We start from the raw sequence: 13873 nt of genomic DNA, 5'->3' as shown, positions 1-13873 counted from the left end.
CGACGATCATCAGAGAAGTCAGCCGCGAAAGGGTGATCGTTCCTCACACAACTGCAGCCGCGAACGTGAGGGCGGTTCACGCTGGAGCGATGGGATCGGATCTATCGAGGACTGCCGTGATCGAAGTGACACGCAAGTACGCCCGGGCGTATGTGGCGGCGACGAAGAAGGTCAAGGGTGCGATGCTCGACGAGTTCTGCCTCGTGACCGGGCTGTCGCGGGACCGGGCCCGGCACCTGTTGACCGCCACCGGCACCCGGCCCTCGAACGTGGCCAGGATCGACCGCCGCCGCGCGAAGCCGAGGAAGTACTCCACCGATGCCGCCAGGGTTCTGGAGCGGGTGTGGGTGCTCTCCGGCTGTGAGTGCGGCCCCTACCTGGCCGCGGACATGACCAGGCTCCTGTCGAACCTGGAGGCCAACAGTGAGCTCGCCCCGGGGCGGGGCGGTTACAGCCCGGGGGTGCGTGCCGAACTGGAGGCGATGTCCGGGGCCACGATCGACCGCTATCTGGCCGGGTTCAAGGCCACCCACGGGCTACGCGGGTTCACCACCACCCGGCCGGGTCCGCTGCTGCGGACCTCGATCCAGATCCGCAAGGCCGGCGACGAGGCCGAAGCCGAGCCCGGGTTCCTCGAGGTCGACACCGTCGCCCACTGCGGCCCCACCCTGAAGGGCGAGTTCGCCCGCTCCGTGTCGTTGACCGACGTGGTCACCGGCTGGACCCAGGTGATCGCGATCCGCAACAACGCCCGCCGCTGGATGCTTGAGGCCCTCGACCAGGCCATCGACCTGTTCCCATTCCCGATCCAAGGCCTCGACTGCGACAACGGCTCCGAGTTCATCAACCACGACGTCATCAACTGGGCCGGCCACCGCGACATCTTCTTCACCCGATCACGGCCCTACCGGAAGAACGACCAAGCCACCATCGAAGCCAAGAACAACCACATCGTGCGCCGGCGAGGGTTCTACTACCGCTACGACACCCCCACCGAACTCGCGCTCCTCAACCAGCTGTGGCCCCTCGTGGCTGACCGCGGTAACTACTTCATCTCCACCAAGAAACCCGTCGGCTGGGGCGCCGACAAGGCCGGACACCGTAAACGCATCTACGACCGCCCCAGTCCACCCCTGGACCGGCTCCTCGCCGCCCAGATCCTGTCCCCAGCCCAGCAAGCCGACCTGCTGGCCCGCCGCGAGCAGCTGAACCTGGCCGAACTCACCCGCGACATCACCCGCATCCAAGGGCTCCTGATCGCCGCCGCCAAAGACAAAACCGACGCCCTCTACACCGCCAAGCTGACCCTCCCCAGCGCCACCACAGCGATCAAGACCCCACGCACCGCCTGACCCATTTCGCGGCTAAACCATGTGAGGAACCAGGAATCATTTCGCGGCTACCTTGACATGAGGAACTACGTCGGCCGACGATATCCCTGATGGTCGTCGCGGGCTGGAGTTCGGGTTCCGGATCGTCTATCGTTGGGGATGCAGACCCCCCCACTCCCGTGGATCAGGGGGTCTTGCTGTTTCTGCGGCTAGATGGATATGGGTGCCCGCTGGGGGTCGCGTTCTGAGAGGTACTGGGTGTACCAGTCCCACGCGTACTGGTTGCCTCGGTGGGGCTCGATGTGGGCGTTGGCGCTCCAGGCCACCAGGTCTGCCATCTGGACCAGTTGTGAGTGTTTCGAGTCAGTGAGGACCGCGTCTTCGATGACTCTGCGGGCAGAGAGTTTCAGGTTCCGGTGGGCGGCTCTGTAGGTGGTGTCGCTGCCGTCGCCGTCCATGAACACCATTCCCAGAGAGTCGGAGTCGTGCAGCTCCGATTCGATGCGGGTGATGAGGGCGGCGTAGGTCTGCTGTTTCGTATGGTGGAGCTCCTGCGGTGCACCTCGTCTCCACACCGCCCCGACGCGGAGTCCTTCGGTCGAACGGAGTGTCTCGAGGCACTCGGTGGCTACTTCCCTGCCGAAGTCCTTCCAGTGCGCTTGCCCGGCATGAATGTGACGCTCAGGCAGGAACGTGGAGATCCGGCCTCGTCCGTTGACGTACTCGGTGGTGTGCAGCTCTCGGACGATGGGGATGGAGAACTCGCGCCATAGTCGCTTCCTCATGTCCAGCCAGACGCGTAGCACATCGGCCCAGCGGTCCGGAGCGAACTCGATCCACCCAAACACCACGAGCCCTGACTGGGGGTGCCCCGAGTCGTCGATGTAGATCAGCCGATCAAGGGAGGGCGGCATGGACCTGCATCCTAGTTGTGAAGCCGCCTTGGCCTGAGGCGACCGCCCCCGAAGTGGGGTGGGTCGTAGGCGTCACTGGGCACCCAGACGATTCGAAGGGTGAACCCGCGCGTCGGCGACCTGCTGCAACTCCTCGAGGGTCAGCAGGTAGTCAAACCGGCCGAACCCGCGCTCGCGGCCGTCCATAACCCGCCGATACTCAGACAGCATCCGCATATAGGTGTCGAGCATCAGGCAGTGGGAGTTGCCGCGGTCGTTGCGCTCGACCTGTGGCTGGAGCTCTCTCCAGCGGTCATCGCGCATCAGGTACTCGACGTAGGACGCCATATGGCCTTCAAGCGAGTCGTTGTGGTCGAAACCTTGGAACTCAAGCTGGAAGGCCAGCCCGTCGTCTACGGGGGTGCCCTGCTTCTTGAGATGGTCGATGCTGAAGGTGAGGATGCGGAACATCTGGAGGATGTCTGAGACGCGACCACAATCTCGCTTCGACAGTTCCGTCTTCAGTCCTGCGACTTCCCGCCAATACTCGCCGGCGAATCCTTCTTCCAGGATCATTGCGCGCCGGAGCTGGTAGTCGAGGTCGCCGTCGACGTCGTTCGAGTCCTCGGGCAGCACCCGGCCAAGGATGCGGTGCAGCAGAGCCAGCACCTGACGGTCGGTGGTCCGCAAGCTCTCCGGTGCAGGCTCATCACCGTGGTGCGGCCGCGAGTCGAACACGGGAACCACTGCCTCCATCAGGAGGTCACGGACGTACTCGCTGAGCGTCACCCCGTTGGTGTCTGCCAACTCCTTGAGTTGATCGCGCACATGGTCATCGACCCGCACACTCAGCACAGCCATCCCGACTCCTCTACGATATGACAAACGTGTAGCGTCGTCATACAGCATACGGCAGGATGCTCGTCCCGGCTAGGAGGCGCGCTGTTCCCACAGGTCGCGGTGGTCGTTGACGAACCGGTCGAAGCGGGTGGCTGGGGTGCCGGTGAGTCGCTGGATGCTCCGGTTGGGGGCGGCGGAGGCGTTGAGCCGCACCACGCGGTAGATCATCTTCTGGACCGCGATGTAGTCGGCTGGCCGGCCGTCTGCGGCCAGCTGGGCGAGGTGCTCGTGTTCGGTGGGGCGGGTGTAGGTGATGGGCCGGCCCAGGACGCGGCTCATGATCTGGGCGACATCGGTGTAGCTGAGGGACTGTTCCCCGGACAGTGTGTAGGCCTTGCGGTCGTGGCCGGGTTCGGTGAGCACTGTCGCGGTGACCGCGCCGATGTCGCGGGCGTCGATGAACGCGGTGCGGGATCTGCCGGCCGGGACCCGGATCTCGCCGTGGCGGGCGATGTCGTCGGCGTAGGTGCTCGACAGGTTCTGCATGAAGAAGTTGGGCCGCAGCATCGTGTACGGCGCCTGGGTGGCTTTCAGGTAGGCCTCGACCTGGTGGTGGGGGGTGTTGCGGTTGAACTGGACCCCTTGCAGGGACAGGAACACCACCTGCCTCATCCCCAGATCCTGCGCGGCGTCGATGACCGGGATCAGGAACCGGGTCACGTCGGCGATCTGCGGGGGCCGCATCAGGAACAGCCGGTCCGCGCCGCCCATGACGCGCCGCAGTTGCTCGGGTGTGGAGGCGAATTCGAAGAGTCGCGCGTCCACGCCGTCGGGGAGACGGCGGGCGGCGTGGCCGGAGCGGACCCCGGCGATCACCCGCTCTCCCCTGGCGGCCAGCTGCGCGGCGACGGCGGCTCCGACGGTGCCGGTGGCGCCGGTGACGAACACTGTGCTCATCGGGTGGCCTCGGTGGTGCGGGCCAGCAGCCCGGTCAGGGTCGCGAGCTCTTCATCGCTGAGGGCGTCGAAGCGCGGGGACAAGTCGGCGATGATCGCCTGCTCGAACCCTTCGACGTGTGTCTGGGCGGTGGGTTCAAGGACCAGCAGCCGACGCCGGCCGTCGACGGTGTCGCGGTCCTGCCGGACCAGGCCCAGGACGCTGAGCCCGGCGACGAGCTGGGTGACGGCCCCTGCGGTGACCCCGAGCCGGTCGGCGATCGCTCCGGGGGTGGCCGGGGACGGGCTGTGGGCGATGTGGAATAGCACTTCCAGCTGGGCCCGGCTCAGGTTCAGTTCCCCGAAGGGGATCATCCGATGCGAGTCCATGACCCTGTTCCACATCACGATCGCCTCGATCGCGCCACCGATCAGCGTGTCCCGGCCGCTCATCAGTGGCTCACGAACGGCATCCGCCGGATGAACCGCTGATCGTCGAGTTGGGTGACGATGAAGTCGGCCAGGTCATCCCGCGAGATCTTGGTGCTGGCATCCACCCCGACCCACCCGACCCGGTACCGGCCCAGGCCGGGGTCGTCGGTCAGGCGCGGTCCCCGCACCACCGTCCAGTCCAACCCGGAGCCCTGCAGCACTCTCAGGTGGCCCTCGGCATCGGCCAGCACATGCCCGGCCAACAGGCGCAGCAGCCCACGGATGATCCGATCGGCAAGTTGGGGGCCGTCCTGCTCGGCGCGGAGCCCGCCACCGGACAAGGTGATCAGCCGCGCCACGCCATGGCGGTGCATCGCCTCGACGATCAGCCTGGTCCCGTCGGTCTGCAACGTGGGCGGGGAACCCTTCACCTGCCCGACCACACTGATCACGGCCTGCGACCCGGCGACCGTCTCCCCCATCGCAGCCGGATCGAGGACGTCACCGACCACCACCACAACCCCCGTCGACCGATGGGAGTCTGGCAGGGTCCCGCACCGACACCCGCACCTGGTGACCGGCAGCCACCAGCCTGGTCAACACCCTGCGACCCGTGCCACCGGTGGCACCGAACGCAACAACACTCACACCACACACTTTAGGCGCTAAAGCAAAGTGCGCGCCGAGGGTCGCTGCGGCGCCAACGCCGACCAAGGTTCGTTTCGTTTTCGTCATCTTCTTTCGTTACGTTGCGTTACGTAGCGTTATGGTATGGTGACGTTATGACGATTGAGACTGTGCAGCGGGTGTGTCGGTTCCCGGGGTGTGAGCGGCCGGCGGTGTCGTCTTCGGAGGGTGTGGGGCGTCCGTCGGAGTATTGCGATGATCGGCAGCACACTCGGGCGGCTGCGTGGCGGGCTCGGCAGAAGCTGGCCGAGGGGCCTCGCCCGGTGGAGGCGTTTCCGGTGGATGCGGCGCGGCAGCGGGCGAGCATGATCAGCGGTCAGGTCACTGGGATGATCGAGCATCTCGGTCAGCAGCTCACTGTTCTGGTGGAGGAGCTGCGTACCGTCGGTGACCCGGAAGCGGTGGAGGCGCAGCTCGAGGCGGTGTCGAGTGAGGCGGCCGAGCAGGTGGCCACAGCCAACGCGCGCGCGACCCGGGCCGAGCAGGGTCAGCGTCGAGCGGAGGCCGAGAAGGCTGAGGCGGACGCCGCGGCCACGGAGGCCACGGCGGCCGTCGAGGAGCTGACAGCGGCCCTGGCCCAGGCCCGCCAAGACCTGCATGACTCGACTCTGGCCCGGGAATCGCTCGCCGCGGAGCTCGCCGCCGTGCAGCAGGTCATGGCCGAGGCGCAGGCCCACGCCGATGAGGTGCAGACGCAGCTGCGCGACGACTTGGCGATCGCCAGGTCCGAGCTCGCCGACGCGATCACGCAGCGCGACGAGGCCCAGGCCCGCGGCGAGGAGACGCAGCACGCTCTTGCCGCGGCCCAGTCCCGCGCCGAGACGGCCGTTGCCGAGACCGAAGCCCTACGCGTGAAGGTCGGGGAGCTCCAGGGGGCTGCCGCGGTCCTCACGGCCGAGCGTGACGCGGCCCGCGCAGAGACGCAACGCGAACGTGTCCATGCTGACCAGCGGGTGGCGGACCTGCAGGCGGCCTTCGACGCCCAACTCCACCAACGACAGGCCGAGATCACCCAGGCACGCGAGGAGCTGCACGTCTACCAGGAGCGGGCCATCCGCGCCGAGGCGCTGGGCCCGGTGCCCAAACGCCGCACCTGACCCCTCCTGGGTCGAGTGACCCGGGATCTCCCCGAAGGCCGAGGTCCCGCTTGGCCTCTATCTGGGTGGCGTGTGCCGGGGCGCCGTCGACAGGGTGCGACCCATCGGATGCTGGGAACTGCTGTTGCTCGGCGTGCTGCTGCCTGTGGGGGGTGTGGTTCGTTGTCGGAGGTTGGTTTCGAGGGCGCGGTGGATGGCCTCGGGGTGGAGACCTTTGAGGCGTGTGGAGAGGTGATCGAGGTCGGCGCCGAGGTGAGCCAGCCGGGTCAGGTGGCTGCGGGTGGTGTCGCGGTCGGGGTCGGTGAGGAGGGCGGGGTTGGTGGCGTGTGCCCAGGTGTCGAACCGTTCCTGATCACGGTCGACGGCGTCGACGGCGTCGTCGGGGCTGGTGAGGGGGGTTTGGTGGGTGAGTTGTTCGTTGATGGCGGTGTAGCGCTGTCGGGCGGTGTCGAGGTCGTCCTGGTGGGGGAAGGGTTGCCCGTGGAGGGCGGTGGCGTGCGCGTGGCGGGTGTGGTGTTCGGCTAGGGATTCTTCGTGGCCGGCGATGAGGGCGGGCAGGGCTCGGCTGATCAGATTCTCCAGTTTGGTGAGGGTGCCTTTCTGCGGGTTACCGAGGTCCGCACACGGGATCGACACGGCGGGGGTGTCGCCGGCGGCGGTGAGGGTGAAGGCGATGTTGCCGTTACCGAGTGCGGTCATCTGGATCAGGTGGCCGCCGAGCTCGGCGACAGGGCCGAGGTCGAGGTGCTGGTCGGGTCGGAGATTCAGCAGGGCGAACATGGCGTGCAGCTCGTCGGCGGCGTCGCCGCGTTTGGTGTAGCGCTGACCGTTGAGGGTGATCTGGAACGCGTCACCCGCTGTCGGGATCGTGAGTGCGGCGGCGGCGTGGAGTTCGGGGAGCCGGCCGGTGAGGTGCTCGATGGTGTGCTGGCTGCTGCTGATGGTGTGCCTGAGCGCGATCTGGGTGTGCTTGTGCGCTTCGGCGAGGCGGGTGAGACGGGCCAGGTCGTGTTGGGCTTCGGCGTGTTGGAGGAGGAGGGGGTTACCAGAGGCGATGGCTTTGAATTCGGCGAAGCTGAGAGTGGCTTCGGAGACGTCTTCGATGTCGCGGGCGCCGCCCAGGGTGCCGCGCATGATCTGGTCGATGAATCTGCCTTTCCGTTCGAGGGTTTGCCACATGTAGGTGTCGAAGGAGCCTTCGGTGATGACCTGGCTGATCTGGACGGTGGTGTTCTGGTTGCCTTGGCGGATGGCGCGGCCTTCGCGTTGGGTGACGTCGGCGGGTCGCCAGGGGGCGTCGAGGTGCATGACGTGGAGGGCGCGGTCTTGGACGTTGGTGCCGGTGCCCATTTTCGCGGTGGAGCCGATCAGCACGGCGATCTTCCCGGCACGGGCGTCGGCGAACAGGCGGGCTTTGGCTTGGTCGGTGGTCGCGTCGTGGATGAAACGCACCGATCCGGGTGGGAGTCCGTTGGCGTGGAGCTGGTCGCGGAGCTCGTGGTAGATGTTCCACTGGTCGCTGGGGGTCGACAGGTCACAAAACACGATCTGCAGCCCGCCCAGGATCGGCGACGGCTGGCCGGTGGCCGGATCCAGATACTCCCGGGTTTTGGTGGTGTGCCAGATGCGGGTGAGTTCGGCGGCGGCGATGTCGACTTTGCCGGGTTCGTGGAGGAGGGGGTGCTGGTCGGGGTCGGTGACCAGGCGCATGTCGAGGGCGGCGAGGCGGCCGTCGTTGCCGATTTTGAGCATGTTGTCGTCGCGGGGGTCGACCTGTCGGCCGGCGATCAGGTCGACGCGGTCGGCCAGCTCGTCGATGTAGCCGGCCAGGGCGTCGGATTTCGCGACGGTGAGCAGTTGCGGGAGGGGGGTGCCGTCGGGGCGGGGGGTGATGGTGGGGACGGGCAGGTTGAGGTCGGCGGCGGTTTTCACGTCGCCGAAGGAGTGGAACATGGTGAGGAGTTCGGGAACGTTGGTGAAGCGGGCGAATCTGGCTCGGAGTTGGAACTTGTCGCCGGTGATGTTGGTTTCGAAGCCGGTGACCACTTCCCCGAAGGTCGCGGCCCAGGAGTCGAAGTCGTTGATCCCGGCGTCGGTGAGGAGGTGGGGGGCGAGGTAGTGCTGCATGACGTACATCTCGGTGACGGAGTTCGCGATCGGGGTGGCGGTGGCGCCGGTGATCACGCGATGCCCGTAGCGGTCCCGCAGGAACCACAGTTTCGCGTCGAGGTCCTGGGACCGTTGTGAGCCGTCGATGGAGGCGCCGGGGATGTTCGAGGCGACGCGCAGGTTCTTGTAGTCGTGGAGTTCGTCGATGACCAGGTAGTCGATGCCGGTTTCCTCGAAGCTGATCCCGGGGTCGCGGGGCTGGTCGAGTTTGGCTTTGAGTTTCTCTTCGGCGCGCAGGATCTGCTTCTCGATGGCTTTGACGCGGGACTCGGCGCGGCCGCCGGCCTCAGCCGCCCGGGTCAGGGCGGCGCGGATGTCGCGGGTCTGGTCGGTGAGGTAGTCCAGTTCCCGGCGCGGGTCCAGGGAGAGGGCTTGGAAGGCGGTGCGGGTGAGGATGACCGCGTCCCAGTCGTTGGCGGCGACGCGGGCGACGAACGCGCGGCGTTTGTCGGCGGTGACGTCATCGGCGCCGGCGGCCAGGACGGTGGCGTGGGGGTAGAGCTGCATCCAGTCGCGGGTGAACTGCGCCAGCAGGTTGTTGGGCACCACGATCGCGGGTTTACGGATCATCTGGAGGCGTTTGAGTTCGGTGGCGCCGATGATCATCTCCGCGGTCTTCCCGGCGCCGACGACGTGGAACAGGCCCACGGAGGGCTCGTTGAGCATCCGCGCGACCGCCGCCCGCTGATGCGGCCGCGGGGTGAACGAGCTCACCAAACCGGGGAACGTCAGCTGTTGACCTTCGGCGCTGTAATCGCGCAGCACGATCGAGTTGAACCGGCGGTTGTACTCGGCCTGCAGCCGCGCACCACGCTCGGGGTCCTCCCACACCCACCCGGCGAACCGCTGCGCCAGCAGCCGGGCTTTCTCCTGCGCGGCCTCGGTCTCGGTGGCGTTCAACGTGTCGATTGTGCGGCCGTCACGGTCGGTGTGGGAGTCCTTGACCAGGATCTGCGTCTGGGTCAGCAGGCGCTGGATCAGTTCGGGGGCGGTGAGCCGGCGGGTCCCCCAATCGTGGGTCGCCGACATCGACCACTTGTTGCCCTCGACCACCCACTCGGAGCCATGAATATGAGTCACCTTCGCCTGCCGATCCTGCAGGACCTCGCGCATGAACAAGGCGTGATCCTCGGCCGGGATCCACACCGCCCCCAGCGCGGCGGTGATCTCTCCTGGGCCCAGGTCGGGGGGCAGCACGGCCCTTAGCGCGGCCACGTTGTGCTGCCAGCGGGGATCGACGGCGGCCGCCTGCCGGGCGAGGTCGAGTTTGTCGCGGACGTTGCCGGAGAGGTACTCGGCCCGCAACACCACACCGCTGCTGTCGCCCTCCGGGGTGGGGGTGTCGAACACCAGATCATCAATCCGTTGTCGTGCCTGGGTCTGGTCGCAGCCCAGCAGGGCGGCGATGGTGGGCAGGTCGACGCGGCCGAGGGTGTCCAGGCTGACACTGACCGCATCCGAAGGTGTCTCAGCCGAGGTGACGGGTTCCCGGGGCACGATCTGCCGGGCGGTCAGCAACCCCGCGGGCAGAGCCAGGCCGGTGTCGTCGTCGAAGCGTTCCAGGGCCGCGACCAGCGGACCGTAGGGGTCGAGGCGGGTCACCAGCCGCACCGCCGCCGGTATCAACCGCGCCGGTCTGCGGGTCGGGTCTTTCGGCTTCGTCAACGTGAACCGGTTGATCGGCCCGAACGCTTCGACGTAGCGTTCCCATGAGCGCAGCAGCCTTCGCCGGTCCTCCTCCAACCCGGGATCACCATCGGCGGCGGTGGTCTCGGCCGCGATCACGGTCCGGGCCTGGTCCCGCAGCTCGAGCAGGGCCCGCACCTCGACCCGCTGCCTGACCGGGACCTCCACCGCCACGTTCACGCCTTCTGAGACCACGGTGAACCGGCCATCGGGATGCGCGCTCAGATGCCCATCCCGCTCAGCCACCCCCTCCCCCACCAGCACAGGCGAGTCGCCGGTGGAGGGGGTGAACGTCCAGCCGTTCTCGCGGGCCCGCCGGGTGATCCCGGCCAGGGCGTCGCGGAGGGCCTCGCTGGTGTCGAGGTCGGGGGTGGGGGTGATGTGGAGGCCCGCGACACCGTGCATCCCGACCCTGCACTCGGGCTGGCCGAGCACCAGCGACGGGTTGCTGGTCAGGCGACGGTTGATGTGGAGGGTCTCCTCGGTGCCGTGGGGTCCGGGCACGGTGACCGGGTCGGTGAAGATCCAGTCATCCTCCCCCGGAGCCTCCCCTTCGACGCGGCGGCGGAGGATCAGGAGGTCGGTGACGGCTTCGGTGCCGGCGGCCGCGGTGTGGGCGCCGGTGGGGAGCCGGATGACGCCGACCAGGTCAGCGAGGTGGTGCAGGTCGCGGCGATGGGCCGGGTCACGCGAGTCGAGGGTGTAGTGGCTGGTCAGCACCGCCACCAGCCCGCCGGGGCGGGTCAGCTGCACCGACTTGGACAGGAAATGGTTGTGCATCACGTAGTGGTGCGGGTTGTGCAGCGGGTCATGGAGCCGGACATCAGCGAACGGCACGTTCCCGACCACCGCGTCGAAGTACCCGCCCGGTAGGCGGGTCTCGGCAAACGACTCGGCACGGATCAGCGCCCCGGGATACAGCAGGCCGGCGATGGCGGCGGTGGTCGGGTCGAGCTCGACGCCCATCATCGACACCGCCTCCGGGGCGGTCCCGATGAACACCCCCGCCCCGCAGCCCGGCTCCAACACCCGCCCCCCGGTGGGGGCGCCGAGTTCGATCAGCGTGTCCCAGATCGCGCGGGCATACTCCACATGCGTGTAGTGCGCGTTGATCGTGGTGCGGCGCGCCGCATCGTAGGCGGCCGGGTCCAGCAGCTCCCGCAACATCTGGCGCCGCTGCGCATGATCGGGGCGGGACTCGTCGAAGATCTGCGACAGGCCCTGCGCCCCCCACGACCCCCACCGGGCCAACACCTCCTGCTCCCCCACCGTCGCAGGGCGGCCCTCGGCCTGCACCCGGTGGAGGACGCGGATCGCGGCCACGTTGGCATCGAACCGGGCTACCGCCCCCGACGGCGCCAAACTGTCCTGCCCCCCAACCCGAAACCCCACCCCCGGGACCGCCACCGGGACCGCCACCGGCCCGGCTGCGGACGTGGCAGCGGTTGAGGGAGGGGCTGGTGGGGTGGGGGTTACTGGTCCTCGATCAGGCCCGTCTTGTCGTGGATCGCGTGGTGAGTCTCCATCAGCAGCTGCAGGATCGAGGAGGTCTGCGGGTCGAAGCCCGCGTTCTCGTCGTCCTCCTCTTCCAGGGTTTCCGGTTCCGGGGTCAGCATCTCGGCCCGGACGATCTCCTCGGCCTGCATCCGGATCGCGTTGAGCCGACCCACCTTCTCCCAGTAGGTTTCGCCGGTCGGGTCGGGGCCCTGCATCTGCTCGGCCAGCCACACCACCCGCGTCTGGGCCTCCTGACCCAACGTCGAGAAGAAGTGGTTGGGATCCTCCAACGCCGCGTACCTGGCCGGCGCCAGCATCTGCCACGACTGCTCGGCGAACCGGCCGTACTGATTCATCAACGGACTCCTCATCTGCGCTGAGCCACAACTCCTCAAGCGAGGGCTGGTCATAGCGGGATCGACTTCTAGACGCCATGCCTTCGAAGAACCCCAACTCAGGTCACACACCGCGTGAACCATCATCGCGACCCACCCCTCTCCACAGTCCTTGTAGCGTCATCATCTCGGGCCCCTCCGACACCTTCGAACCGGTGGGCCTCTGGCTGGCGAGGTTGCGCAGCACGTTGCGCAGCCCTGCTACCACTTTCTCCGGGTCGCGACCCGCCAGCCTCCGAGCCAGGGCGGTGAGGTCGGTGCCGGCGGCCTGCAACCTGGTCAGGTCCGCCTGCACGCTCCCCCACCCTTCACCCAGCAGGGTCGGGTTCACGGCCTGGGCCCAGGGACGCCAGTCGACCTCCACCGCAGCCCCCGGCTGGTGGCGTGCCAGGGTCGCGGCCGCCACTGCGGCCGGTACCTTCGCCAGCCGCCGGGCCAAGAGTGTGGTGTCGGCGCCGGCGTGGTGGAGTTCGTCGAGCCGGGCGGCGAGCTGCGGCCACTCCTCCACCCCAGCCAGGCCGGTCAGGTCGGCCCAGCGTTGCCAGCGGTCGGCTGGGGTCTGGTCGAGGCGGCGGCGTGTCTGCCGGGTCTGTTCGCGTGCGTGGTCGGCGGCCGCGGCCGGGGTGGTGGTCCAGGCGTTGATCCGCGTCACCAGGTGTCGGGTCTGCTCCTCCGGCACCATCGCCTGGTGCTGTTGCCAGGTGGCTGGGGGGCGGGCGGCGAGGATCTCGGCGACCTGCCGGCCGGCGTCGGCGGGGGTGAGGAACGTGACCCGGTCACGGATCATCAGGTCCCCCTGCGCCGTGGTGGCCTCGGCCAGCGCGTGGTGGAGGGCGTCGGGGCCGTGCTGTTGGAGTAGCTGTGCTGGGTCTCCGCCGGCTGGGAGGAGCAGGCGGCGTGGGTCGAGGCGGTGCTGGGCGAGGAGCCAGAAGGTGTTCTCGGCTGCGATGTGGCCGGCGTTGTCGGCGTCGGTGGCGATCAGCGGGGTGGGTCCGTCGCGCAGCAGGAGCGTCTGTTCCCGGGTCAGCGCGGTTCCAAGCGGTGCGACGCCGATGAAGGCCCCGTGGCCGGCGAGGGTGACCGCGATCGCGTCCATCGGCCCCTCCACAATCACCGGCACAGCCTCCGGGGTGAGGAGGTGGTGGCCGTAGAGGACGTCGCGTTTCGCGAACAGGGCGCCGGCGGGGCTGTTCAAGTACTTGGGGCCGTGGTCGTCGCCGGCGTCGGGGTGCCGGCGGCCGACGAAGCCGACGATGACGCCTTCATGGGTGATGGGGAGGATGGCGCGGTCGCGGAATCGGTCGACCACGGTGCCCTGCTTCGTGGTGGTGGCCACCCCCGCGGCGAGCAGCTCGTCTGTGTCGAATCCTTGCTTCCGCAGCGCACTGACCAGCGTCGTCCAGCCCGCGGGGGCGTGCCCGATCCGGAACCGTGGGTCGCCGGCGAGATCCTGACCGAACCGCTCCGTGAAGTAGGTGTGGCTCCATGAGCCGGGCAGCTGGGCTTCGAAGAACCCGGCCGCCGCCTCGGTGACCTGGGCGAGGCGCTGCGGGGTGTGGGGGGTCTCGGCCCAGCGGTCGGCGGCCGCGAACCCCTGCCGCAGCTCGACCTCGGTGAAGTCCGGATCGGTACGCTCCCGCAAACTCGCCGCCTTGGCGAGGTCGGCGGTGCGGGTGGACCAGTCGATGTCCTCGATCCCCTCCGGCGGCACCTCGTCGGGATGCGGCGGCTCCCCCTGCTCGTCCGGGGGGAGGGTAGTGAGGTGGTGTGTGCGCCACAGCATCGCCTGACACGCATCATCGAACCCGGACACATCCACCGTCGGGGTGATCAGGTGCTCGAGGTGGTGTCCGTGGTCGGTGGCGTGGGTGATCGCGGCGGCCAGGTGGGGCCACCAGGGGCTGGCCTCCA

Annotated in this window: 9 protein-coding genes and 1 pseudogene; 2 read left to right on the top strand and 8 right to left on the bottom strand. The window is 68.2% G+C overall.

Features of this window, described 5'->3' with window-relative positions; translation table 11 throughout:
* Nucleotides 1-116 precede the first annotated feature (116 nt).
* Entirely contained in the window at nucleotides 117-1352 is a 1236-nt protein-coding gene (locus tag ACZK39_RS16435) for an integrase catalytic domain-containing protein (RefSeq protein ID WP_463612408.1), read from the top strand.
* 188 nt (nucleotides 1353-1540) lie between these two features.
* On the opposite strand, the gene ACZK39_RS16430 is transcribed toward ACZK39_RS16435, so the two are convergent.
* The 5 genes and pseudogenes from ACZK39_RS16430 to ACZK39_RS16410 all read right to left on the bottom strand — a co-directional run bounded on the left by ACZK39_RS16430 (nucleotide 1541) and on the right by ACZK39_RS16410 (nucleotide 5166).
* A complete protein-coding gene (locus ACZK39_RS16430; RefSeq protein ID WP_463613945.1) occupies nucleotides 1541-2245 on the bottom strand; it encodes a DUF3800 domain-containing protein in 705 nt (234 codons plus the stop codon).
* Nucleotides 2246-2317: 72 nt separating this feature from the next.
* Nucleotides 2318-3133: a YfbU family protein gene (locus ACZK39_RS16425; RefSeq protein ID WP_463613944.1), complete on the bottom strand. Its 816-nt coding sequence runs from the start codon at nucleotides 3131-3133 to the stop codon at nucleotides 2318-2320.
* A gap of 21 nt (nucleotides 3134-3154) precedes the next feature.
* Complete coding sequence (locus tag ACZK39_RS16420; protein WP_463613943.1) at nucleotides 3155-4021, bottom strand: SDR family oxidoreductase; 867 nt, start codon at nucleotides 4019-4021, stop codon at nucleotides 3155-3157.
* A complete protein-coding gene (locus ACZK39_RS16415) occupies nucleotides 4018-4452 on the bottom strand; it encodes a MarR family winged helix-turn-helix transcriptional regulator (protein WP_463613942.1) in 435 nt (144 codons plus the stop codon). The genes ACZK39_RS16420 and ACZK39_RS16415 overlap by 4 nt, the downstream gene beginning before the upstream one ends.
* Nucleotides 4452-5166, bottom strand: a pseudogene (locus ACZK39_RS16410) (NAD(P)-dependent oxidoreductase). The gene ACZK39_RS16415 and the pseudogene ACZK39_RS16410 overlap by 1 nt, the downstream one beginning before the upstream one ends.
* Nucleotides 5167-5447: 281 nt before the next feature.
* Here ACZK39_RS16410 and ACZK39_RS16405 point away from each other — a divergent pair.
* Nucleotides 5448-6215 carry a coiled-coil domain-containing protein gene (locus ACZK39_RS16405; RefSeq protein ID WP_463613941.1) on the top strand — a complete coding sequence of 256 codons (768 nt, stop codon included), beginning with the start codon at nucleotides 5448-5450 and terminating at the stop codon, nucleotides 6213-6215.
* A 57-nt stretch (nucleotides 6216-6272) separates the two neighbouring features.
* Here ACZK39_RS16405 and ACZK39_RS16400 read toward each other — a convergent pair whose 3' ends face one another.
* From ACZK39_RS16400 to ACZK39_RS16390, 3 genes are all read right to left on the bottom strand, one after another.
* Entirely contained in the window at nucleotides 6273-11393 is a 5121-nt protein-coding gene (locus tag ACZK39_RS16400; RefSeq protein ID WP_463613940.1) for a helicase-like domain-containing protein, read from the bottom strand.
* Nucleotides 11394-11542: 149 nt separating this feature from the next.
* Nucleotides 11543-11923, bottom strand: a complete 381-nt coding sequence (locus ACZK39_RS16395; RefSeq protein WP_463613823.1) for a TnpV protein — start codon at nucleotides 11921-11923, stop codon at nucleotides 11543-11545.
* Nucleotides 11924-12026: 103 nt separating this feature from the next.
* Nucleotides 12027-13873, bottom strand: a 1847-nt coding sequence (locus ACZK39_RS16390; RefSeq protein WP_463613939.1) for a toprim domain-containing protein, incomplete at its 5' end; no start/stop codon positions are given.

Source organism: Tessaracoccus luoxuelianae, assembly GCF_055326245.1.
This window is presented reverse-complemented; position numbering and strand designations above follow the sequence as displayed.

Bases quoted from the DNA above. Each gene is read 5' to 3' on its own strand.
- ACZK39_RS16405 (WP_463613941.1), top strand. From the start codon at position 5,448: ATGATCGAGCATCTCGGTCAGCAGCTCACTGTTCTGGTGGAGGAGCTG.
- ACZK39_RS16415 (WP_463613942.1), bottom strand. From the start codon at position 4,452: ATGAGCGGCCGGGACACGCTGATCGGTGGCGCGATCGAGGCGATCGTG.
- ACZK39_RS16420 (WP_463613943.1), bottom strand. From the start codon at position 4,021: ATGAGCACAGTGTTCGTCACCGGCGCCACCGGCACCGTCGGAGCCGCC.
- ACZK39_RS16430 (WP_463613945.1), bottom strand. From the start codon at position 2,245: ATGCCGCCCTCCCTTGATCGGCTGATCTACATCGACGACTCGGGGCAC.
- ACZK39_RS16395 (WP_463613823.1), bottom strand. From the start codon at position 11,923: ATGAATCAGTACGGCCGGTTCGCCGAGCAGTCGTGGCAGATGCTGGCG.
- ACZK39_RS16425 (WP_463613944.1), bottom strand. From the start codon at position 3,133: ATGCTGTATGACGACGCTACACGTTTGTCATATCGTAGAGGAGTCGGG.